Source organism: Loktanella gaetbuli (assembly GCF_020531945.1).
GTDB classification, from domain to species: Bacteria; Pseudomonadota; Alphaproteobacteria; order Rhodobacterales; family Rhodobacteraceae; genus Loktanella; species Loktanella gaetbuli.
This window is the reverse complement of the sequence record NZ_JAJATZ010000003.1, coordinates 127,894-148,738: the sequence shown is the minus strand read 5'-3', so window position 1 is coordinate 148,738 and position 20,845 is coordinate 127,894. Positions and strand designations below refer to the sequence as shown.

General features: G+C 59.9%; 23 protein-coding genes. All 23 read left to right on the top strand.

All coding sequences use genetic code 11. The annotated features are described in order from the left end of the window. The first annotated feature begins 56 nt into the window (after positions 1-56). The 23 genes from LGQ03_RS07275 to LGQ03_RS07170 all read left to right on the top strand — a co-directional run bounded on the left by LGQ03_RS07275 (position 57) and on the right by LGQ03_RS07170 (position 20,840). The gene (locus LGQ03_RS07275; protein WP_226747867.1) at positions 57-476 is read left to right on the top strand and encodes a hypothetical protein; all 420 of its coding nucleotides are present in this window, start codon (positions 57-59) and stop codon (positions 474-476) included. Then, positions 469-828, top strand: coding sequence for a hypothetical protein (locus tag LGQ03_RS07270; RefSeq protein ID WP_226747866.1), 360 nt, complete (start codon positions 469-471; stop codon positions 826-828). The genes LGQ03_RS07275 and LGQ03_RS07270 overlap by 8 nt, the downstream gene beginning before the upstream one ends. Continuing rightward, positions 821-1,258 carry a hypothetical protein gene (locus tag LGQ03_RS07265; RefSeq protein WP_226747865.1) on the top strand — a complete coding sequence of 146 codons (438 nt, stop codon included), beginning with the start codon at positions 821-823 and terminating at the stop codon, positions 1,256-1,258. The genes LGQ03_RS07270 and LGQ03_RS07265 overlap by 8 nt, the downstream gene beginning before the upstream one ends. Continuing rightward, positions 1,255-2,421 (top strand): DUF7146 domain-containing protein, encoded by a 1,167-nt coding sequence (locus tag LGQ03_RS07260; RefSeq protein WP_226747864.1) that lies wholly within the window; start codon positions 1,255-1,257, stop codon positions 2,419-2,421. The genes LGQ03_RS07265 and LGQ03_RS07260 overlap by 4 nt, the downstream gene beginning before the upstream one ends. Further along, the gene (locus LGQ03_RS07255) at positions 2,418-4,259 is read left to right on the top strand and encodes a DNA primase family protein (RefSeq protein ID WP_226747863.1); all 1,842 of its coding nucleotides are present in this window, start codon (positions 2,418-2,420) and stop codon (positions 4,257-4,259) included. Before LGQ03_RS07260 ends, LGQ03_RS07255 begins: the two co-directional genes overlap by 4 nt. A 343-nt stretch (positions 4,260-4,602) precedes the next feature. Beyond that, the gene (locus tag LGQ03_RS07250) at positions 4,603-5,373 is read left to right on the top strand and encodes a hypothetical protein (RefSeq protein WP_226747862.1); all 771 of its coding nucleotides are present in this window, start codon (positions 4,603-4,605) and stop codon (positions 5,371-5,373) included. Positions 5,374-5,500: 127 nt separating this feature from the next. After that, the gene (locus LGQ03_RS07245) at positions 5,501-6,100 is read left to right on the top strand and encodes a hypothetical protein (RefSeq protein WP_226747861.1); all 600 of its coding nucleotides are present in this window, start codon (positions 5,501-5,503) and stop codon (positions 6,098-6,100) included. A 125-nt stretch (positions 6,101-6,225) separates the two neighbouring features. Beyond that, the gene (locus LGQ03_RS07240) at positions 6,226-6,885 is read left to right on the top strand and encodes a terminase small subunit (protein ID WP_226747860.1); all 660 of its coding nucleotides are present in this window, start codon (positions 6,226-6,228) and stop codon (positions 6,883-6,885) included. A gap of 35 nt (positions 6,886-6,920) precedes the next feature. Continuing rightward, entirely contained in the window at positions 6,921-9,005 is a 2,085-nt protein-coding gene (locus LGQ03_RS07235) for a terminase gpA endonuclease subunit (RefSeq protein ID WP_226747859.1), read from the top strand. 5 nt (positions 9,006-9,010) lie between these two features. After that, complete coding sequence (locus LGQ03_RS07230; RefSeq protein WP_226747858.1) at positions 9,011-9,214, top strand: phage head-tail joining protein; 204 nt, start codon at positions 9,011-9,013, stop codon at positions 9,212-9,214. Between the two features lie 3 nt (positions 9,215-9,217). Continuing rightward, positions 9,218-10,636, top strand: coding sequence for a phage portal protein (locus tag LGQ03_RS07225; protein WP_226747857.1), 1,419 nt, complete (start codon positions 9,218-9,220; stop codon positions 10,634-10,636). Then, positions 10,633-12,729: a head maturation protease, ClpP-related gene (locus LGQ03_RS07220; protein ID WP_226747856.1), complete on the top strand. Its 2,097-nt coding sequence runs from the start codon at positions 10,633-10,635 to the stop codon at positions 12,727-12,729. Before LGQ03_RS07225 ends, LGQ03_RS07220 begins: the two co-directional genes overlap by 4 nt. 102 nt (positions 12,730-12,831) lie before the next feature. Continuing rightward, entirely contained in the window at positions 12,832-13,164 is a 333-nt protein-coding gene (locus LGQ03_RS07215) for a DUF2190 family protein (RefSeq protein ID WP_226747855.1), read from the top strand. After that, positions 13,164-13,487 (top strand): head-tail joining protein, encoded by a 324-nt coding sequence (locus tag LGQ03_RS07210; RefSeq protein ID WP_226747854.1) that lies wholly within the window; start codon positions 13,164-13,166, stop codon positions 13,485-13,487. Before LGQ03_RS07215 ends, LGQ03_RS07210 begins: the two co-directional genes overlap by 1 nt. Beyond that, positions 13,487-13,672, top strand: a complete 186-nt coding sequence (locus LGQ03_RS07205) for a hypothetical protein (protein ID WP_226747853.1) — start codon at positions 13,487-13,489, stop codon at positions 13,670-13,672. The genes LGQ03_RS07210 and LGQ03_RS07205 overlap by 1 nt, the downstream gene beginning before the upstream one ends. Beyond that, positions 13,669-14,097 carry a hypothetical protein gene (locus LGQ03_RS07200; protein ID WP_226747852.1) on the top strand — a complete coding sequence of 143 codons (429 nt, stop codon included), beginning with the start codon at positions 13,669-13,671 and terminating at the stop codon, positions 14,095-14,097. The genes LGQ03_RS07205 and LGQ03_RS07200 overlap by 4 nt, the downstream gene beginning before the upstream one ends. A 17-nt stretch (positions 14,098-14,114) precedes the next feature. Then, positions 14,115-14,513, top strand: a complete 399-nt coding sequence (locus LGQ03_RS07195) for a hypothetical protein (RefSeq protein ID WP_226747851.1) — start codon at positions 14,115-14,117, stop codon at positions 14,511-14,513. After that, complete coding sequence (locus LGQ03_RS07190) at positions 14,510-14,851, top strand: hypothetical protein (RefSeq protein ID WP_226747850.1); 342 nt, start codon at positions 14,510-14,512, stop codon at positions 14,849-14,851. Before LGQ03_RS07195 ends, LGQ03_RS07190 begins: the two co-directional genes overlap by 4 nt. Positions 14,852-14,989: 138 nt before the next feature. After that, positions 14,990-17,122 (top strand): phage tail tape measure protein, encoded by a 2,133-nt coding sequence (locus LGQ03_RS07185; RefSeq protein WP_226747849.1) that lies wholly within the window; start codon positions 14,990-14,992, stop codon positions 17,120-17,122. Between the two features lies 1 nt (position 17,123). Then, positions 17,124-17,807, top strand: coding sequence for a hypothetical protein (locus LGQ03_RS07180; protein ID WP_226747848.1), 684 nt, complete (start codon positions 17,124-17,126; stop codon positions 17,805-17,807). Continuing rightward, on the top strand, positions 17,804-18,436 hold the full coding sequence (locus LGQ03_RS07175) for a hypothetical protein (protein WP_226747847.1): 633 nt from the start codon (positions 17,804-17,806) through the stop codon (positions 18,434-18,436). Before LGQ03_RS07180 ends, LGQ03_RS07175 begins: the two co-directional genes overlap by 4 nt. Further along, the gene (locus LGQ03_RS16780; protein WP_404807597.1) at positions 18,430-18,813 is read left to right on the top strand and encodes a DUF6950 family protein; all 384 of its coding nucleotides are present in this window, start codon (positions 18,430-18,432) and stop codon (positions 18,811-18,813) included. The genes LGQ03_RS07175 and LGQ03_RS16780 overlap by 7 nt, the downstream gene beginning before the upstream one ends. After that, positions 18,798-20,840, top strand: coding sequence for a phage tail protein (locus LGQ03_RS07170; protein WP_226747846.1), 2,043 nt, complete (start codon positions 18,798-18,800; stop codon positions 20,838-20,840). Before LGQ03_RS16780 ends, LGQ03_RS07170 begins: the two co-directional genes overlap by 16 nt. The last annotated feature ends 5 nt before the right edge of the window (positions 20,841-20,845 follow it).

Genomic DNA, 20,845 nt, shown 5'->3' with positions numbered 1-20,845 from the left:
TCCACCGCGGACATGTCCCAGATGTTCCGAGGCGGGCCGCCCCAAGAGTCAAGTCTGTGGACGTGGTCCCGGTCATCGCAGATCAGAATGATGCGCCACGCCCGCCCTTGCGTGCAATGCTGGATGAGCTGGCCGCGTCCGACGAAAATCGCATGCCATGGCCTGATGACTGGTTCGACGGGGTTGATCCGGCCCATGTGAAAGGCTGCCGCGCGCTTTGGGCGTCAGCACTTTTGGCGCTGATCCGCGACGCGTTCAGCACGCCGACCTTTAATCAGACGCAGACCTTGGGGAAAATCCGTGCAACCTCGTCGTGGATTGGTTCGCGCGACTTTCATATGGTCTGCGCGCTGGCCGGTCTCGACAGCGTTGCCGTTCTTGACCGTTGCAATCGGTTCGCCGCTGGCGACGAGGCCGCGCTGCTGAACCTGATGCGAAACGATTTTGCCAGACCGTCCGAGGCGGAAGATGCCTGACCGGATCGCATCACAGACCCCGTTCATTCCGTCGGTCGCATTTGGGCTCAAGGCTTTGACCGTGGCGCTGAAGGCCAAAGGTTGCGCAGCTGCCCGCTGCGACATCGAGGCCCTTCAGGATGCGCGGGATCATCTGGTCCCGGATGATCTGGCCGCGGCGCAGGCCGTCTCTGATTTCGCAGCGGCTTGCGCTGACGATCAGCGCAGGGCCGGGGCGCAGCTGCATGATTTCATCGCAACCTGGCGACGCGGCGAGATGCGCCAGACGGCGGCGCGCACTGAGCAGGTGCTGCAGGAAACCCGCGCTGCACGGTTTGATTGGCAAGACAGAAAGGATTGTGGACATGGTTGATGCACCTGCACGGCGTGAAACGCTGTACCCTGTCGAGCGCGCCTTGATCGCGACGTCTGTTGCGGTGGTGACCTGTCGGTCGCACGCGGCGCGGCGTTTGCTGGTCTGGCGGCTGGCCAGCGTCATTGGCGAGATCGCCAGCGAACCGACGGGCACAAAGATTGCCGACGCTGACGTGCCAGCCATTCGCCAAGCCAACGATATTCACTTCGGACCTCTGGCCCAGGTCGAGACGGCTGCAAAAGCCTTGCTGGCGCTGTATCGCAAACCGGCCCCGCGCGACTTGGTTGCGATCGATGCGGCCCGGGCGCGTCTGGCAGATGGTGTGGCGCTGTATTTCATTGATCGGTCTGATGCCGCCTGTACCGCTTTGGGTCTGTTGTCGGAACCACCTGCGGACTTTGCCCCTGAGATGCAGGCGACGGCATGATGCCCGACGCAAGGCTGGATGAGGCCAAGGCAATCCCTATTGAAGAGGTCGCAGAACGTCTGGGCCTGCTGGACGGGTTGCGGCGCGCGGGGCACGAATGGGTCGGGCCATGCCCGGCCTGTGGCGGCACTGACCGGTTCGGCATCAACCCGCACAAGAACGTCTACAACTGCCGGCACTGCGGCGGGGTTGACAACGGATGCGATGGTCTGGGCTTGGTGCGTCTGGTGCTGGGCGTGGATTTTCCAACCGCGCTGTCCTGGCTTGTCGGCGAGCGCGCCGCCGAGATAGACCCGGCCGAGGCCCGTCGTCGTGCCGAGCAGCGTGCACGTGAGCAAGAGCGCCGCGATGCCGTTGCTGAAAGGATGCGGCAAGAGAGTATTCGGGCAGGGGCTGCGATCTGGGACCAAGGCTTGCCTGCCGCCGGAACGGCCGTTTCTGGATACCTGTCGCTGCGTGGTTTGCCGTCGGCGATTTCTGACAAACCTCCATCATCGCTGCGATTCCACCCCGCATTGCCGTATCTGCAGCCAAACGCGGGCGGGCAGGGCTGGGTCACACTGCACACCGGTCCTGCGATGCTGGCCGCGTGTCGCGCGCCCAACGGGCAGCTGACTGCAGTGCACCGCACGTGGATCGATCTGGACCGTCCCAAAGGCAAGGCCGTGATCTGCGATGCGTCTGGTCAGCCCGTTGTCGATGCAAAGGGGCGCAGGCTGGCCGTCAAGAAGCTGTTAGGTTCAAAACGGCGCGCTGCGATCCGGTTCTACAATGTGCCCCGATTTGACACGCTGGTCATGGGCGAGGGGATCGAGACGACACTCACGGCGCTGGCCGCCCGGGCATTCGATGGCGCGGCCTACTGGGCCGGGATCGACCTGGGTCACATGGCCGGCAAGCGCGATCTGCGCGGGGCTGGCATGAAATATGCCGGCATCCCGGACTATAGCGACTTGGATGGGTTCGTTCCGCCACCGTGGACCAAGCGGCTGGTGTTCATCCAGGACGGCGATTCCGACCCCAAGGCAACCCGCGCCAAACTGCTGTCCGGTCTGCGCCGGGCCAAACACCACATCCCCGAGCTGCGCACGTCGATCGTGCATGCGGGCGAGGGGATGGACCTGAATGACGTTCTGATGGGCAAATCGGAGGATGACCAATGACCGACAACATCGATACGGTACGCGCCCGGCTGGAAGATGCAGAGGATATCGATACGGATGATGTGCCGCTGCGCGGTCATGACGCCGATGACGATCCGGGCCCCATGCCTGACGATCGCGATGGCCCCCCGCACCCCCCGTCTCATGATCAGCATGAAGACTCTCCCATCTCCCGTGCGGCGCGGCAACCGCTGAACGACTACGGAAACGGACAGCGGTTCATTATCCATTTTGGTGACGACATAATGTTCGTGCCGCGTGTCGGTTGGTTCACCTGGTCAGGCAAGCATTGGGCCAAAGACGCAGATCAGCTGTCGGTGCGCAGTCGCGCGCAGCGCATCTGGTCGTTGATCGAGAAAGAGGCAGAGTTCATCGAGCCGACGGATGCCGAGCGTGCCTTGTTGGATGAAGCGTATATCCTGCGTGGGGAACAGCGCGATCTGGATAGCAAGGACGCGCTGAATGAAGACGAACGCCAGCAGCATGGCCGAAATGCTGCCCGGCTCGATATCATTCGGACCAAGCTTGCATCGTTTTACAAGCGTATTGGCCAGAGAATGACGTTTGCCAAGGATGCCGGCAACTCCGGTCGGATCTCGAGGATGATCGAAGAATCACAGACTGACAAAGCTGTCGCTTTTGAGCGCCTGGATACAAACCCCTATGAGGTGAATACGGCAAGTGGCCTGCTACGATTTGCCGTGTCAGATATGCGCGGCGAAGGCGGTGGCCGGGTGGCGCGTGTTGAGGTGCTTCCTCATCATCGTGACCAACTGCAGTCCAAGCTGATCGATATGGACTATAACCCGGCGGCCGTCTCGCCCGTATGGGATGCATTTCTGCTGCGGATCCAGCCGGACCGTGAGATGCGCGAATTCTTGCAGCGATGGCTGGGGCTGAGCATGCTGGGCCTGAAGTCTTCGCACATGGCTGTTTTCTACGGCAACGGCGCGAACGGGAAATCGGTTCTCACCGACATCTGCGCCCGCATTCTGGGGGGCTATGCCGCGTCGCTGCGCGTCGAAAGTATCACAGGAACTAACCGGCGCGGCGGGGCCGAGGCCACGCCTGACCTGATCCCGCTGCTGGGCGCACGATTTGTCCGGACGTCAGAGCCAGATCAGAACACGCCGCTCCAAGAGGGCCTGATCAAGATGATGACCGGCGGTGAGCCCATCCCCGTCCGAGCGAACTACGGAGACCAAATCGACCTCGACCCGCTGTTCAAACTGACGATGTCGACGAACCACAAGCCAGACGTTCGCGGAGGGGACGATGGAATCTGGCGACGGCTTTTGCTTGTGCTCTTTGGTGTGCAGATCCCCGTTGCTGAGCGTGACGAGCAGCTGGTCGAAAAGCTTTGGTTGGAGCGCGAAGGCATTTTGAACTGGCTTGTTAAAGGTGCGATCGACTATCTCGAGTGCGGTCTGGCCCCGCCGTCTGAGGTCACGGCAGCAACCGATGAGTACCGTGAAGAGAGCGATCCACTGGGTGCATTCCTAATGCATGCCTGCGTGATCACCGGAGAGTATCAGGACAGTATACTGACCCGCGATCTCGTCGAGATGTTCAACTACTACCTGCTCGAGCGTGGCGGCAATACTTGGCGGCCAGGAACCGTCCAGAACCAGCTCGCATCCAGATCACGACAGTGGAAGCATCCGCAGACTGGCAAGATGTTCGTCAAATCTAAGGCTTCCCTTTCTCAGTACGTCGGGATTAGCCTGACAGCTGATTTCAAGCGTAGATATGAGGCCGCACCCCGCGACCAGAAGAACGTCATCATCGGCGTCGGCCGCGATGTGGCCGGTGACCCCGCACCCCCATCTGACTTTTAACGGGAGGCTGGGGAGGCCCCGCAAGCGATAGCGGGAGGGCGATTTTGAAGGGGTTCGGGGGGAAATTTGCAGTCAGGTCAATACATTAGGACCCGGCGCGGGAGGCTGGGGAGGCTAGGGAGGGCTTTCGCGTCACGCACGCATAGAAAAGTCATCCCGTCCCCAAGAGAAAATCTCTCCCTGTAGGTCTTCTATTTGCCCTCCCTAGCCTCCCTAGCCTCCCTAAATGAAAGATAAAGACAAACGAAACAGTTACTTAGGGACTTTAGGATGCCGAATTTATGCCTCCCTAATTTTAGAACGATCCTCCCAAGCCTCCCATTCAGCGAAAGGAAATCACAACATGACGTATAAAGAAGATCAATCGACACAAGATGTAGAATTGAGGGCACCACTCCGCGTTGCTCATGCGGAAGTGACGGCAAGGCTGGCGGCAGAGCGTCAACGCATCGCCGACATCAAGGCGGCCTCTGCCCGTCCTTTCGGTGCCGGTCCCGAGATCGTCGACGTCGCGCCGGCCCGCGGTACGGTGGAGCGGTTCACGCCACGCGAGACGGTAAACCGTGGGGGCCGTACCGTGGTGCAGCGCAGCGGCTGGCGTGGCCATGATGCGCTGCGGGTCTCTGATGCGTTCGACGTCATGGAGGCACAAGCAGCACGACGGTTCGCGGCTGAGGAAAAGAAGCGCGCACTCAAGGACCCGGCGAGCAAGGCGCGGATGTTCGTCCCGCCATTCTCAAAGGCGCAACTGATCGCGGGGCGGGACTACGCCGCACTTAGTGAGCGCGTGGCGAGTGCCGGCGTGCGTTGCTCGTCAGTCGAGGCACTCGGCGCGGGTGGGCAGGGATCGTTCATCGATGCTGTCATTCGCGATGTGCGGCACCTCGATGCGATGTTGGCCAGCATTGGCGACGTTGTCGTGCTGGCCCCTGTTCGAAAGGGGCGTGCCCGGCGGGTCATTCGGGCGCGCGCGCTGGTCGACCAGGTCTGCATCGCAAACCGTACTCTGTCGGATGTGCTGCTGGCGGCGGGCTGGACTTCTCAGCAAGGGTCGCGCGACGCACTGCGTACCGGACTGTGTCAAGCGCTCGATCGAATGTACCGGGCGATCTAGCAACCAACACCTTTGACATTAAGGACCACCGGACCTACCGATATCGTCATCATCTAAAGTTGCGCCCGCAGGTCACCGACCGTTGCGGGCGCTTTTCGTTTGGTGCTGGCTCAAAAGGAGCAGGGCGATGATCAGCATTGCGGACAATATCGACGAATTTCAGCGCGGGCTGTCCGATTTTGCTCGAAACCAATTGCCATTCGCTGTGTCGCAGGCGTTGAACGACACGGTCGGTGAGGTCGAAGAAGCGTGGCGTGTTCAGTTGCAAAGGCGTTTGGACAACCCGACACCATTCACGCTTCGCGGGACATTCAAGCAGCGGTCATCAAAGACCCGGCTGACCGCATCGGTCGCCTTCCGCGACATCCAGTCAAGCTACCTTCGTCGTCTGGTGACGGGCGGCACACGGTTGCCGCGTAATCGCGCGCTGCTGATGCCGGTTGGCCAGCGGACAAACAAATACGGCAACATGCCCCGCGGTGCGGTAAAGCGAGTTCTTGCGAAGCCGAATGTCTTTTCGGGCAAAGTGAATGGCGTAGGTGGTATTTGGCAGCGCCCGGCGCGGCGGGCCAAAGGCGGCAAGCCAAAGCTGCTGATCGCTTTTCGGCCTCAGGCTCGCTACGCAAAGCAGCTTGATCTGCAACGTCCTGCGGAAGGGCGGGCCCGGACAGCGTTCCCGACGCGGTTCGGGGTTCGTTTCCGGGCTGCCATTGCGAGCGCAAGGTAGCGGGTCCTTCCTGACCCCCCGCCGCACGCGGGTAATTCGCACCCCGGTACGTTTTGGTGCCGGATTGGTTTGGGCACTTTCGCTTGCCCTTGCTGTTATTGTTCTGAATTGAAAGGAAAAGTCTGGTGGTACAGGTCGTATTGGCGGACGGCACTGAGCTGGACGTCGACGCGTTCCCTCTGCCAGATGGCGTCGACGACGGTGTGCTGAACCGGGGGCAGCTCGCCGAGGCGCTGCGCGTTTCAGAGCCCTCAATCACAAGCTGGATCCGGGATGGAATGCCGGTCCTGTCCCAAGGTGGGAACGGACAGGCCTACGAATTCCAGCTGTCACATTGTTTCGCCTGGCGGATGTGGCGACTGGATCAGCAGCGCCAGACCAAGCAACGCGGCGACGCGATCGCGCAACAGATGGCGCTGGCGTTTCTGAACTTGGACGAGGCAGGTGCCGACGAACAATCGACGATGACCGCAAAGGACGTCGCAGATTGGGCCGATGCAGACTATCGCAGGAACAAAGCTGCGGAACTACGGGGCGACCTGGTCCGCGCAGATCGCGTTCGAGACGTGTTTGAGCAGATGTTGGTCGATGTCCGCACGTCGCTGTCGACCATCCCAGATTTTGCAGAGCAGGAGTTCGGACTGACTGCAGATCAAGCGGCGAGCCTTCAAGATCGTTGCGACGCGATCCTGATTGAAATGGGTCTGATCATCCGCCGCAATAACCTCGGCGACGGGACGGTCCATCAGATGACAGGCAAGGGTGGCAAGGCGGAGACCAGCTGACGATGGTGATGATGCCCGACAGAGGTCGCGGCGGGATGACGCGCATCCCGCCGTTGCCGCCGCTTGTCACGGTAGAAGAAATCCTGACTGACAGCCTTCCGCTGTTGCAGCCCAGCAGCCGTATGTCGGTTACGGACGCGGCCGAGCGGCATATCCGGGTACAGACAGGTGGGGTGTGGCAGCGGTTCGATCGCAATGTCACTCCGTACATGGTGGAGCCTGCGGACATCACCCAGTCGCGTCGATTTCGGTCCGTGGTCTTTGTCGGTCCGTCGCAGTCTGGCAAAACGTTCATGTTGATCACAACGGCGCTGCATGCGGTGATGTGTGATCCGGCACCGGTCCAGGTCATCCACATGACGAAAACCGACGCGAACGCCTGGGTCGAAGAAAGTCTGAACCCGACGATCCACAACAGCCCGGATGTCTATGACAGGCTCGGGCGCGGTGCCACTGATGACTCGATGGGTCGCAAGCGATTTCAGGGCATGCGTCTGACGATCGGCTATCCGGTTCCGCAGCAGCTGTCGTCTCGGAAGCAAAAGATCGTTCTGCTGACGGACTATGATCACATGCCTCAGCAGCTGGGGCCGAAAGATAACCCTGAGGGAACGCCCCACGGTATGTCTTTGCAGCGGATCAAGACGTTTCTGAGCCGAGGCACCGTTGTCGCAGAAAGCACCCCTGCGTTCGAGGTAACAGATCCGGAATGGGCACCGATGCAGTCGGCACCGCACATGATGCCGCCAGTCAGTGCGGGGATCGTGCCACTCTACAACGGTGGGACGCGTGGCCGCTGGATGTGGCGATGCCGCGACTGCGATGAGATGTTCGAGCCACGCTTCGATCGTCTGGTCTACGACAAAACGCGCGATCCGATGGATGCTGGCGAGACAGCGGAAATGGCGTGCCCGCACTGTGGCGGGCTGACCCCACACCGCATGAAATTTGAACTGAACCGGACAGCGCTATCCGGCCACGGTGGGTGGCTGCACGAAGCCCGCGATGGATCTCTTGTAGAGATCGGCGACAGCAATCTGCGTGGCACGGATACCGCCAGCTACGCCTTAAATGGCGCTGCTGCCACGTTTGCGAATTGGGCGAACCTGGTCGCCACTTATGAGACCGCACGGCGGCGGTTCGAGGAGGACGGTGACGAGCTGGGCCTACGGCAGTTTCACTTTGTCGACTGTGGTGTCCCTCATGTTCCGATGAACGGGGCGGAAGGTGAGGGTGTCTCGCTCGAAGATCTGAAGCGTGATCGTCATGATCTTCCTCGCGGGACTGCGCCAGAATGGACGAGGTTTATCACGACCACAGTCGATGTGCAGGGAACATATTTCCCTGTTCTGGTCACTGCGTGGGGCCTAGATGGCCGCCGCACCGTGATAGATCGGATAGACCTGACGCAACCGTCAGATGGTTCGCAAAGGACGCTTGATCCAGCTAAATTCGCTGCTGATTGGGATGTTCTTTGCCCGCTGGCTATGCAGGTATATCCGGTCGCAGGACAGTCTTACGGGCTGCGGTCAGTCGGTGTGGTCGTGGATTTCCACGGCGCGCCGGGCGTTTCGGACAACGCTGAAAAATTCTGGCGCGGCAGGCGCGCCGCCGGAGAAGGGCAGCTTTGGTTCCTTTCCCGCGGACATGGTGGCTTTCATCAGCGCGACCGGGTCTGGCACGAAGCGCCGGAGCGTGCGTCGCAGGGCAAGCGCAAGCGTGGCGTGAAACTGCTGAATATGGCGACGGATCGTCTGAAGGATACGATCGCCGCGGCACTTGACCGGCCTGAAAGTGCGGCATCGGCATTCCCTTTGCCTGAATGGATGTCGGACGATCACCTGCGCGAATTCATCGCGGAGCTGAGAACGGAAAAGGGCTGGCGACCAAAACCGGGTCAGCGGCGAAACGAAAACACCGACCTTTCTGTCCAGGCGCAGGCGCTCGCCGAGCACAAGGGGCTGCGACGGATCAATCCTGAGAACCCACCGTCGTGGGCTCACGGCGGACCACAAAACGAATTCGCCGTTGCTGATCATCAAGCATCCACTGCTCAGCCAGTGGAGGCTCGCACTCCGGCACCCGCGGCTCCGCAGCGGATCAACTTTCTGAAAAGGTAGACCTGATGGCCTATAGCCAAAGCGACATCGAAAACCTTGAAGCTGCGGTGGCGCGCGGTGTGACCCGTGCCCGCGTGGGCAACGAAGAAGTCCAGTACGACAGCCTGTCAGCCATGCGTCGGCAGATCGCTGTCATGAAAGCCGAGGTCGCGGGGCGTGCACCGGGTGCAATGCAGGTCACATATCCTCGCACCTCGCGGGGGCTGTGAGCAATGTCGCTGATTGATCGTATCGTCCTCTCAGTCGCCCCCGAGCGCGGGCTTAAGCGGGTGAAGGCGCGCGCCGCTGCGCAGGCGATCATGAACTATGACGCGTCCTCGAAAGGGCGGCGCACCTACGGATGGAAAGCTCCGGGCACGGGTGCAGACGCTGCTGCTGGCTCAAGTCGTGCGCGGATGCGCAATTTGTCACGCGACATGATCCGCAACCGCCCGTGGGCCGCCCGTGCGCAGGCGGTCGTGACCAACAACGTGATCGGGACTGGCATCATGCCGTCCGTCACGATGGAAGACCCTGAGACCGATACAGAGGTGACGAATATTTTGCGTCAGCATCTCATGTCGCCGGCGATCGATAGCTACGGCGTGCACACGATTGTCGGGCTCCAAGAGCAGATCATGAACGCGGTATTTTCTGACGGGGAAGTGCTGGTGCGTCAGCGCATTCGCGATCGGCGTTTTGAAAAAAAGTTGCCTCTACTGATGCAGGTTCAGGTCATGGAAGCTGACCACTTGGACGAGACCCTGACCAGCTATGGCCGGAACGAGGTGATCGAAGGCATTGAATACGGCCCCACGGGCCGCATTGAGGCGTATCATTTGTTTGATCGTCACCCGGGGGATCAGAGCTACTGGACCAAAGGAAAATTGACGTCTTCGCGAATTCCTGCGGGACAGATCTTGCACATCCGCCGTACGGAACGTCCCGGGCAGATGCGCGGTGTGCCATGGCTTGCGCCAGTGATGATGACGCTTGGCGAGCTCTCGGACTATCAGGAGGCGCAAATCTTGAAGCAGCGTGTTGCCTCACTGCTGGCCTATTTCATTGAGTCTGAAGAGGACGACCCGTCGTATGACGGAGCATCGATCGCTGAACTTGCACCGGGGGCCATTGTTGGGCTGAAGCCCGGGCAGAAAGCGACCGCCAGCAACCCGCCGAAAGTCGACGGCTATCAGGAATTCATGCGGCAAGGCTTGGCGGCGATTGCGATGGGCGTCGGTATCACCTTTGAGAGCCTTTCCGGCGATCTGCGTGGCGTCAATTTCAGCTCGGGCAAGATGGGCCGCATGGAAATGGATCGTATGGTTCAGGTCTGGCAGCAGGTGCTGATCATTCAGCAATTCCTTGATGGCATGAGTCGGTGGCTGCTGGACGTCTGGGCGCTCCAGGCAAAGACCGAACCATCAATGCCGCCAGTCCCCGACAAGATCGATTGGACGGCCCAAAGCCGCGCATTGATCGATCCGGCAAAGGAAACCCGTGCAGACCTCGACGAGATCAAAGGCGGTCTGACCAGCCGGTCCCGCAAAATCCGTGAACGCGGCCACGATCCCGACCAGATCGCGAAAGAAATCAAAGAGGATCTGACTCGATTTGGTCGGTCTGAAACAGAGGAAGGAACAGCGATATGAGAGGTCAGGATCTGATCTTTAACGGTGAAATCGTTCTCGAGGGTGACGTCCTGCCAGACCGGTTCGATGATTTTGTGGACAGCGGGTACTTCACGCCGCGCATGGTACGCGAGGCGCTGGCCCTCATCCCGGGCGACGTCACGATCCGGGTCAATTCCTCGGGCGGTTCTGCTTACGAGGGCGAAGCAATCCGCGCGGCGATCGAGGCGCATTCGGGTGTCGTGACTGTCGTGGTGCAGGGACTTGCAGCGTCTGCTGCGTCATTGATGATCATGTCTGCCGACCGCATCGAAATGTCGGCGGGATCGTTTTTGATGATCCACGATCCGAGCTGGCTGACGGTTGGGGACGAGGCAGATCATCGGCAGTCCGCAGACCAGCTGGGCGTTCTGTCGAACGGATATGCCAAGGTTTATGCGGCCCGCGCAGGTATCACGCCGGAACAAGCGCGCGAAATCATGCGCCAAGAAACCTGGTACGACGCCGAGGCCGCCGTCGCTGCTGGCTTTGCGGATGCAATCAGTGGTTCTGCCTCCACCCTTTCTGACCTGACCGCTGCCACGGCAGCCGACATGCATCATGCGGCGATCGAACGCCTGCGGATGCATTCCGACAAGTTCACCCGGATGCAGGGCGCGCCCGTATCCACCCCGACCGCACCCGCCGGTCAGCAACCGGCCGCACTGGCCACACAGACGGAGGCAGATATGCCCAATACACCGACCCCGGCGGCGACCACGGTCACGCCCAACACCGCAGCATCGCCGCAAATGGCGGTGAATACGCCGGACCTCGACGACGTCCGGATGCAAGCGCAGACAGCGGAGCGTGCACGCGCCCGTTCCATTCGTGAAATGGCTGCCCCATTCATGTCGTCAAACCAGCTGACCGCCGAGCAGGTTGACGGTTTGATCGAAGAAGGTGTGACCGTTGAATCGGCAAGTGCGCGTATGCTGGCCGTGATGGCCGCGTCACAGACGCCGGTTCAGCCCGCGGCACGTGCAACGATCACGCGCGACGAAGGTGAGACGCGTCGTGAAGGCATGATCTTGGCGATGATGGGTAACTATGATGGCCCAGGCGCTGACTATCGTGGCTTGCGGCTTCGCAGTCTGGCGATGGCCCTTGCAGGCCAGCGGCAGACCTTTTCGACCAGCGACGCCATTCGCGCAGGGATGCGGTCAACCACGATGATGGGCGGCGCGCATGGCGTCTCTGACTTCGCCTACATCACGACCGAGGTGATGAACCGGACCCTGATTGCCGAATACGAACGTCGCGGGTCGGCATGGAACATCGTGACCGGCGCACCGCTGACAGCGTCCGATTTCCGTGAACTTCATGCCGTTCGCTTCGGTGGCGATTTCCAGCTGAAGGATGTCAAGGAAAACGGCGAATACCAAGAAGCGATGCTGAACGACGAGTCCGAGGGCCTGAAGGTCCAGCGCAAGGGCCGGACAATCAGCCTGACCTTCGAGGCTGTCATCAACGATGACATGGGCGCGTTCAATCGTATCCCGCGCGAGTTCGCAATGGCCGCCCGGGTGATGGAATCGAAGATGGTCTGGGAGTTGTTCCGAAAAAACGCGGTTCTGAAATCAGACGGCAAGGCGTTGTTCCATGTGGATCACAAGAACCTCGCGGCCAGCGGTGCGGTGATTTCGCCGACATCGATCGGTGCCGCGCGCAAGGCCATGTGGGAGCAGACCGCCTTTGGCTCCAAGGACCCCGATGACTTCCTCAATCTCGTCGCAGACCGCTTGATTGTCCCGCCGGCGCTGGAACTGACTGCGATGCAGTTTGTGTCCGGGATCCAGCCCGCCAAGACGGCCGACGTGAACCCGTTCACGAACAGCGTGACGCCCTACGCCATTCCGAACATCGGGGCTGCTGCTGGTGGTTCGGATACCGCCTGGTATCTGGTGAGCTCCGATCTGCCCCCGATCTCGGTCGCGTACCTGGAAGGCTACGAAAGCCCGACGGTCGAGACCATCGAGGGTATGAACCCCGACAAGGTCACCATGAATGCCCGGCATATGTTCGGTGCTGCCCCGGGCGAGTATCGTGGGGCCTACAAGAACGCAGGCGCATAAGGCGCTCGCCGCCAGCACTCACTGAAAAGGGCACCTTTAACGGTGCCCTTTTTGTTTCACAGGGCCGCGATGGTCGCGCGCCCTCGGCTTTCGGAGAATGTCATGAAAAATTTTATCCAGCAGGGCGAAAACGTCACTGTTACTGCGGCTGCGGATGTTGTGTCCGGTCAGTTTCTTGCTGTCGGCGCTCTTACGGGCGTGGCCCAAGGTGATGCGGCCACCGGCGAAGAGGTGGTACTGGTTCGTCGTGGGGTCTTCGCCCTGCCCAAAGCCAGTGCTCAGGCCTGGACTGTCGGCGCAAAGGTCTACTGGGATGCCACAAACAGCGTGATGACGACCACGGCCAGCGGCAATACGCTCGTCGGTGTCGCCTTCACTGTCGCCGCAAACCCGAGCGACCTGGGCGACGTTCTTTTGGACGGTGCTGCTCGCTGATGACGACAGTTTTTGATGGGATCGCCGGGGCGCTTACCGGCATCTTCGGCGATTCCGTCATTGTCGAACCCCAAGGCCAGCCGCGCGTCACTGTGCGCGGAATGGTCCGCCTGGAGCGGGTCGAGGTCTCGGGCGAAGCCGGTCAGGCCGTTGTGGACTATCTGCCTGTCTTCAAGGTGCCTCGCACGGTGCTGCTGGGTCTTTCTGAAGGTGACCTGGTCATTGCACCTGATGGGCGCCGATATCTGGTCAGCTACGAAGACCCGAACGAAAGCCCAGCGACGGACCGTTTCCGCATCTACATCCTGAGAGAGGAATACTGATGTCAAAGGACACCGTGAGAATGAAGGCCTTGATGACCTTGGCTTCCATCAAGAAAAAGCGCAGCGAGGAATTCGATGCAGCACCGCAGCAGGCGCGTGATCTGGAACAGGCGGGCCGTGCCGAACGTGTAAAGGTCGCTGATGCCGCTACGGGGAAGGCCGTGCGTCAGGACAGCCGCAAATGAGCCATGTGCGGACGCAGTTGCGGACGGTGCTCCGCGCGGCATTGACCGGTGCTTTCTCTGGGGTCTCGGTCGAAAAGGACTGGTGGAGTGTCGGTGACACAAGCCAGCTGCCTCGCATGGCGGTCAGTACGCCACGCGAAGCGGTGCGCCGGATCGATGTTGGCACCGTCGAACGCACCATCGACGTCATGGTCATGGGCAAGTTTCGGGGGGGTGAGGATCTCGAGGACGATCTCGACGCACACCTCGTGACTGCGGAAACCAGTGTGCTTGGTGTGCTGGGCACCTTGTCAGACATCTATGACCTTGCTGAGAGCGGAACCGACATTTCGCTCGAAAGCCAGACCCCGATCGGGTCTATCAACATGCTTTTCCGCGTCGTGCTGCGCACGCCGGAAGGCGAACCTGAAACCTTGGAAATCTAAAAAAGGAGGTCGCTATCATGGCGCGACACAGTGGCAAGAACGGTATGGTCAAGTTTGACGCCGGAACGCAGGTGACGGTGACGGCACTGACCGGCTGGGACATCGAAGAATCGATGAGCACGTCCGATACGACTGCTGCCTTTGACGACTGGGAATCCCATGACGTCACACAGAAGGCATGGAAGGGGTCGATCAAGATGAATGCCGATCATGGCAGCGATGGTCAGACGCTGCGGGCCGGTGATCAGCTGGAATTCGAGGGCTACACCGAAGGTGATGGCGTGGGGAAAACCTTCTACTCCGGCCTCGTCACGATCGAGAGCCATGGTGTCGACTCCAGCTACAATGGCACCGTGACCCGGAGCTATTCCATCAAAGGGCAGGGGCCACTGTCCATTGCGACGGTGCAGGCATGAGCGATATTCTGGCGGCCATCGAGCGTGCCCACGAAGATCGCAAGAACGATCGTGTCAAAGTTCACGTTCCCGCCTGGGGCGTCGATCTTTGGTTCCCGCGTCATATCACTTTGGCCCGGAAAGACATGATCAACAAAGGCATCCGCCCGGATGACGAAAGCGCGCTGATCGTGAACTTTGTTTTGCACCAGGCACAGAACGAAGACGGCACGCAGGCCTTCAAGGTCGATGCGATCAGTCGCGCAACGCTGACGGGCAAGGCCACCGCAGCGGAGCTGATCCAGATCATGCAGGATATCGGCACGGGCGAGACGGTCCCCGAGGCAAAAAACGCCTGAGGGCAGGCGGCGATGACTACCTGGTCATGGCCGTCTGCCACCACTTTCGCAAACTGCCACACGAAGTGCGACAGATGACCGTGGCCGACTTTACGCTGGCCGTTGCATTTCTCGAAAACCTTGAAGAGGACCGCCGCAATGCTTGATCAGTTGCGCTTTTCGATCACGGCTGACCAGCGCACTGCCGCCGCTATGGCACAGGTCCGTTCTCAGCTGACAGGTGTGAAAGGCGTGCTGGCTGACGTGCGTGATTACGCCAACCGTGCTGGTCGCACGATGCGCAACATCGGGGTCGGCATGACGGCTGGCGTGACTGCCCCGATGGGCCTGATGGCGAAGCAATCAATCCAGCTCTACGATACGCAGATTAAGGCGCAGGCTGCTGTTGAGCAGGTCGTCGCGTCGACCGGCGGGGCTGCGGGAAAGACGGCGGACGAGCTGTTTCGCGCAGCAAGCGGGCTTCAGGCGATGACGACCTATGGAGACGAAGACATCCTCCAAAACGTCACGGCTCCACTGCTGACGTTCACGCAGGTCTCGGGTGATGTTTTCGACCGCGCGCAGGCCAATGTGCTGGATATGGCCACGCTCATGAAGATGGATCTCAAATCTGCATCCGTCTTGGTCGGAAAGGCATTGAACGATCCTGTCGCGGGTCTTTCGGCGCTGAGTCGTACCGGTGTGCAGTTCTCGGAGGATCAGAAAAACGTCATCAAGTCGTTGGTCGAGACCGGGGATGTTGCCGCGGCACAAAGCTTGATTTTGAGCGAGCTGGAAACCCAATTCGGGGGGCAAGCTGCGGCTGCTGCGCGCACGCCCCTCGGGCAATGGTCGCAGCTCAGCAACGCAATAGGCGATGTGAAAGAGCAGCTTGGAGAGCAGATCGTCCCGTTTCTGACGCCCTTGGTGGAAACGGTGAAATCGGCAGTCGATTGGTTTGGTCAGCTGGATCCAGAGGTCAAGAAGAACATCGTGATTTTTGGCGGCCTTGCAGCTGCTGCGGGTCCGGTACTTTTGGTGCTGGGGACGATGACCATGGGACTTGGCGGGTTGGTGTCCGGTTTGTCGGCGATGGGTGCTGTCCTCATGGCGAACCCGATTTTCGCAGCAATCGGCCTGATTGCTGGCGGTGCCTATCTGATCTGGCGGAATTGGGAGCCGATCAGCGCATTCTTTGTCAATCTGTGGGGGCAGATTTCGTCCGGTGCTGCGGCGGGATGGGACATGATCAAATCGATCTTCCTGAACTATACCGCCGCTGGACTGATCTATCAGCACTGGGATGGTATTTCATCTTGGTTCAGCGCGCGTTGGGATGAGGTTCGTGCTGGCGTATCTGTCGGCTGGTCCACCATTGCCGGCATTTTCAAAGCCCAGTTTACCCCGGCCGTGATGATCTATTCCGTTTGGGCTGGGCTGCCGGATTGGTTTAACAGTCAATTTCCGCTTGTGTCGCAGGCCTTTCAGGATGGCTGGACGGCGATCAAGGCTGAGGTGGCCACGTGGCCCGCGGCAATGATCCAGTCTGGCCGTGACATCATCCAAGGCCTGATCGATGGCATAAATGAAAAGTACGATGCGGCGGTTGCGCGCGTTCGATCCATCGGCAGCGACATGATTGGCGGGATTAAGGATATCCTCAGCATCAGATCGCCTTCTCGGGAATTCCATCAAATCGGTGCCGACACGATGGCTGGTTTGGGCTTGGGTATTTCGGATAATGCCGCGATCGCGTTGGATCCGTTGAAGGATGTTGGCGACCAACTCAAGGATGTTGGTTCCCAAGCGGGTCAGATCGACGGCATGGGGGGGCAGTTGTTTGCCTCCCTGACAGAAGGAGCTGAGGGTTTTCGGTCTGCCCTCAGCCAGGTTCTGGGGCAGCTGGCACAAATGACCCTCACGACGTTGGGCACCAACCTTTTTTCCAGTGCTGGCATCGGTTCGGCTGTCAGCGGTCTGTTGGGGATTGGCGCAGTGGGTAGTCCGGTTCTCGGCCTGCCGTCCTTCGCTGGTGGTGGTTATACCGGCGGAGGTGCGCGATCGGGCGGCATGGATGGCAAAGGTGGCTTCATGGCCATGCTGCATCCCAATGAAACGGTAATCGACCACACACGAAATGCGCCGAACGCGCAGGGCGTCGTTACGCTGCGATTGATGGTGCCAGACGGCATCACGCTTGAACAGGTCGATCAGCGTGCGGCCGGCATCGCGGTCGAGGTCGTACGTGAAAATAATGCCCGCATGGCGGACAGTCGCGCGCGGAGCCGTTGATATGGTGAATGTTTCTGTTCCGAGCGGTCTGAGGCTTGCAGCGCAGACCCAGTGGCGGCTCGTCACGAATACAACAACCTCTGGACGGGGGCTGGACGGGCGGCAGCAGTTTGTGAGTAACGAGAGCCGATATTGGGCGGCTACCTACGCTGTGTCGAAAGCTTGGCAGCGGCGAGCGACGTGGGGGGCATTTCTCGCATTTCTGGATGCGCTGGATGGGCCTTCCAACACATTCACCATCGCGCTGAATGACCCAAATTCGCCGGTCCCGGAGGGTTCGACCGATGGCGCGGTTCATTTTGTTTTTGAGGGAGGGCAGGCAGTCTACGACACGACGTCTGGGGATGCGATCATCCTTGACCCAAATCCCAATCCAACAGTTGCGACCAGTGCGCCCGAAGGTGCAACGATCATCCAGGGTGCGGGCGTCGACACCGATTTGCTGATCCCCGGCGCGGTCTTTTCACACAACGACTTCATGTACAGGGTACAGTTCGTAAACAGTGGCGCGATCAAATTCTCGCCGCCGCTGCGTGCTACCATTGCTGCTGGACAAAGACTGGATGTGCGAGATCCGACAATCCGTGTACGTCTGGCCGACGATAAGGCAGCAGAGCGCGCGCATCAGTTTGGCCAAAAGGGCGGGGTCTTTCTTTTGGATGTCGTCGAGGCATTCGACCGATGAGCATTTTTCTAGACAACCAGCCTAATGCGGCGGCTGTCACGTCGGCCCTAAGCCGGGAAAGCGTCGGTGCGATCTTGCTGGCCGAATTTCAGTTCGCGTCCGGCACCAAGTATATCACGAACATGATGGGTCGGTTCATCGATCCGCTCTGGGGTCGAACTTGGCTCGGTTATGGGGCTTTGGTCGGTGTCTCATCAATCAGTGTTGATGACGACAGTATTCCGGGCGCGATCAAGTACACCTTGAGTGTTCCAAAGGAGGTCAGCGGCGAGGCCGTCAGTCCGGGCGATATCCCGGCGCTCATGGGCGATCGATCCGAATATGTGAATCGGCCGGTCAAGCTGTGGCTTCAAATCATCGACAAGGGTGACCTGGACGTTCACGGTCGCCCGCGTCCTGTCGGCATTCCGTCCGCACTGAATGTGTCACTTATGGACCGGGCATCATCGTCGTGGCGTCTCGGTTCGGCACAGATCACATTGACTGCTGAAAGTGTTCTCGCGCGCGAGAGGATGGCCCCGAACGGTCGCTACACAGACCGCGACCAGCGTCTGCGACACCCAAGTGATAGGGGGCTGCGCTATATCACCGAGGTGTTGAATACGACCGTCAGGTGGACGGAATGGTAACGGCGGCGGCATACGTTGCGGCGACGGGATCATTGCCTTGGATCTGGGGTCAAAACGATTGCGCGATGTGGGCGGCTGGATATGTCGCTCAGGTGACTGGCGTCGATCCCGCATCGTCGTTGCGTGGCACGTACAGTACGGCATTCGCCTGTCGGCGCGTTCAGATGCGGGCCGGCGGCCTTTTGACCCTGTCCAGGTCATTGATGTCACAATTTCCACGCGGAACTGGGGATGGTGTCGCTGTTGCTCGCGTGAATGGCCAGACCATCGCTGGCATCATTGCAGATCACCGTCTTTGGCTGAAAGCACGCGCCGGTGTCACCAGTCCCGCCAGGTTTGAAATTCTAGACAGGTGGTCAGTATGCCCCAAGCACTAGCGTTCATCGCTCCGTCGATTTTCGCCGCGGGCGGTTCTGCTGCATTGATCACGGCAACGGGGGGCCTAACCCTGCTGGGGGTGGGCGTTTCGGTTGGATCTGCATTGCTGCTGTCAGCAGCTCAGACAGCACTGTTTTCGCAGGCGGTGCCCGAAACGCGCCCGGCCAATATCAAGATCACGACCAAGCAGCCGACCGCACCACGGATCCGCGTCTATGGTCAAGCGCGGCTTGGTGGTGTCGTCACCTTTTTCAGGTCGCGCAGTGGCCGTTATTATCGGGTCGTCGCGCACTGCGAGGGTCCCGTACAAGAGATTGTGGCCTACTACCTCGACAAGAAGCGTGTCTATCTAGATGGCAATAGCTTGGTCACTGACGCGCAGTACACCCTGGACGGTCAGCGGCTGATCTACATCTATGATAGGGTCGGCAATGATCCGTCATCGAACTATGACGCAATCGAAACGCGATGGTCTTCATACGACAGCTCTCATCGGCTCGATGGGATCTGCACGACGCTGGTTGCCGCAAAGAGCGTCGGTCCTGAGGACTTCAACCGGGTCTACCCCAACCGCGAGCCAGATATCGAGATTGTCGTGAAGGGGACGAAGACCAGACACCCCGGTACGGGCACAAGGGCCTACAGCGACAACGCTGCCTATGTGATCTCGGACTTCATCGAACGGTCTGATGGATTTGGTCTGCAGGGTTACGTCGATGTCGCGGCATTTTCGCAGGCGGCCAATGACTTCGAGCAAAACGTATCGATCGGTGGTGGGAATAGTGAGGATCGTGGGCGGATCTGGGGTGCCTATTCGCTGATGGACAGCCCGCGCAACACCTTGCGTCGGATGACCTCGGCAAGTGGTGCATCGGTGCGGCTGCTGCCGTCTGGCAAGCTCGGCATCTTTTCACCCAAGTCGCGTGCTCCATCGGTGACGATTACAATGGCGGACATACTCGAGGTCGTCGAATGGACGACCGGGCCCAATGCATTGGCACGCTACAACGAAGTCCCCTACGTGTTCACTGAGCCTGCAAAAGGCTACCAAGAGACGACAGGTCGCTACGTTTCAAATTCAAGGGTCGCAGACGAAGGCCAGGTCATCACAGGCCCGGAGCTGGATCTTACCATGTGCCCATCCGCACACCAGGCCAGGCGCGTCGCACGTCGCCAGATGGAGATCGACAATCCAGAGGCGCTGCTGACCTTGCGCCTTAAACCCTCTGGACTTCCAGCGATGTACGAAGAATTCGTTTCAGTCGATTTGGCTGGGTTTCCGTCCTACAAGTGGCGCGTGACGGGTTTCGATCTTGACCCCAGCACGCTGAGTCTCACCTTGAGCCTCGCATCCTACGGACAGCCGGACGAAACGCCGGATCCCGAAGATGACGTCCTGGACATTCCTGACATTTCTCCGCCACAGACTGTCCCATCTCCGACAAATGCATCAGCCCAGGGCGCGGGCATCAGGGCGTCCAACAACAGCTTTGCCGCCGGAGTTTCGATAAGCTGGGACGATCGCCCAGAACCATCGCTGTATCCGCGTGTGATCTATGCGCCAACTGGCACTACGGCGTTTCAAGAGGTCACGCTGACTGACCGGGCAACACTTGCGCAGATCACGGGCCTTAATGAGGGTGCGGGCTACGACATAGTGCTGACCTATCGCACGCGCGACGACCAGGTTTCAGATCCGATCGTTTTCACCAATGTCATCGCAACAGCTGATGGCACACCACCTGCACCGCCGACCAACCTTTCTGCTGAAGGCGTGATGGCGACTGAGGCAATGATCGGCTTTGTTCGGGTGACTTTTACGACATCCACGAGTGACAGTCTTTACCGAACCAGGCTCTTCCGCGACGGGGTACAGGTCGCGGAGACTTCGGCCAATCCAAGCACCCCTGTTGTTTTCCAGGACGAAACAGGACCGGGAACCTTCACCTATACCGCCCGGTCGATCAACGTCAGCAACATCCAAAGCGATACAGATGCTGGCCCCATCACGGTCACTGTCACCTAAAGGAA

Excerpts from the sequence above, each read along its gene's own strand:
- LGQ03_RS07265 (WP_226747865.1), top strand. The coding sequence starts at position 821 with ATGGTTGATGCACCTGCACGGCGTGAAACGCTGTACCCTGTCGAGCGC.
- LGQ03_RS07260 (WP_226747864.1), top strand. The coding sequence starts at position 1,255 with ATGATGCCCGACGCAAGGCTGGATGAGGCCAAGGCAATCCCTATTGAA.
- LGQ03_RS07255 (WP_226747863.1), top strand. The coding sequence starts at position 2,418 with ATGACCGACAACATCGATACGGTACGCGCCCGGCTGGAAGATGCAGAG.
- LGQ03_RS07175 (WP_226747847.1), top strand. The coding sequence starts at position 17,804 with ATGAGCATTTTTCTAGACAACCAGCCTAATGCGGCGGCTGTCACGTCG.
- LGQ03_RS07250 (WP_226747862.1), top strand. The coding sequence starts at position 4,603 with ATGACGTATAAAGAAGATCAATCGACACAAGATGTAGAATTGAGGGCA.
- LGQ03_RS07200 (WP_226747852.1), top strand. The coding sequence starts at position 13,669 with ATGAGCCATGTGCGGACGCAGTTGCGGACGGTGCTCCGCGCGGCATTG.
- LGQ03_RS07230 (WP_226747858.1), top strand. The coding sequence starts at position 9,011 with ATGGCCTATAGCCAAAGCGACATCGAAAACCTTGAAGCTGCGGTGGCG.
- LGQ03_RS07185 (WP_226747849.1), top strand. The coding sequence starts at position 14,990 with ATGCTTGATCAGTTGCGCTTTTCGATCACGGCTGACCAGCGCACTGCC.
- LGQ03_RS07235 (WP_226747859.1), top strand. The coding sequence starts at position 6,921 with ATGACGCGCATCCCGCCGTTGCCGCCGCTTGTCACGGTAGAAGAAATC.
- LGQ03_RS07225 (WP_226747857.1), top strand. The coding sequence starts at position 9,218 with ATGTCGCTGATTGATCGTATCGTCCTCTCAGTCGCCCCCGAGCGCGGG.
- LGQ03_RS07210 (WP_226747854.1), top strand. The coding sequence starts at position 13,164 with ATGACGACAGTTTTTGATGGGATCGCCGGGGCGCTTACCGGCATCTTC.
- LGQ03_RS07170 (WP_226747846.1), top strand. The coding sequence starts at position 18,798 with ATGCCCCAAGCACTAGCGTTCATCGCTCCGTCGATTTTCGCCGCGGGC.
- LGQ03_RS07180 (WP_226747848.1), top strand. The coding sequence starts at position 17,124 with ATGGTGAATGTTTCTGTTCCGAGCGGTCTGAGGCTTGCAGCGCAGACC.
- LGQ03_RS07220 (WP_226747856.1), top strand. The coding sequence starts at position 10,633 with ATGAGAGGTCAGGATCTGATCTTTAACGGTGAAATCGTTCTCGAGGGT.
- LGQ03_RS07245 (WP_226747861.1), top strand. The coding sequence starts at position 5,501 with ATGATCAGCATTGCGGACAATATCGACGAATTTCAGCGCGGGCTGTCC.
- LGQ03_RS07215 (WP_226747855.1), top strand. The coding sequence starts at position 12,832 with ATGAAAAATTTTATCCAGCAGGGCGAAAACGTCACTGTTACTGCGGCT.
- LGQ03_RS07270 (WP_226747866.1), top strand. The coding sequence starts at position 469 with ATGCCTGACCGGATCGCATCACAGACCCCGTTCATTCCGTCGGTCGCA.
- LGQ03_RS07205 (WP_226747853.1), top strand. The coding sequence starts at position 13,487 with ATGTCAAAGGACACCGTGAGAATGAAGGCCTTGATGACCTTGGCTTCC.
- LGQ03_RS07190 (WP_226747850.1), top strand. The coding sequence starts at position 14,510 with ATGAGCGATATTCTGGCGGCCATCGAGCGTGCCCACGAAGATCGCAAG.
- LGQ03_RS07195 (WP_226747851.1), top strand. The coding sequence starts at position 14,115 with ATGGCGCGACACAGTGGCAAGAACGGTATGGTCAAGTTTGACGCCGGA.
- LGQ03_RS16780 (WP_404807597.1), top strand. The coding sequence starts at position 18,430 with ATGGTAACGGCGGCGGCATACGTTGCGGCGACGGGATCATTGCCTTGG.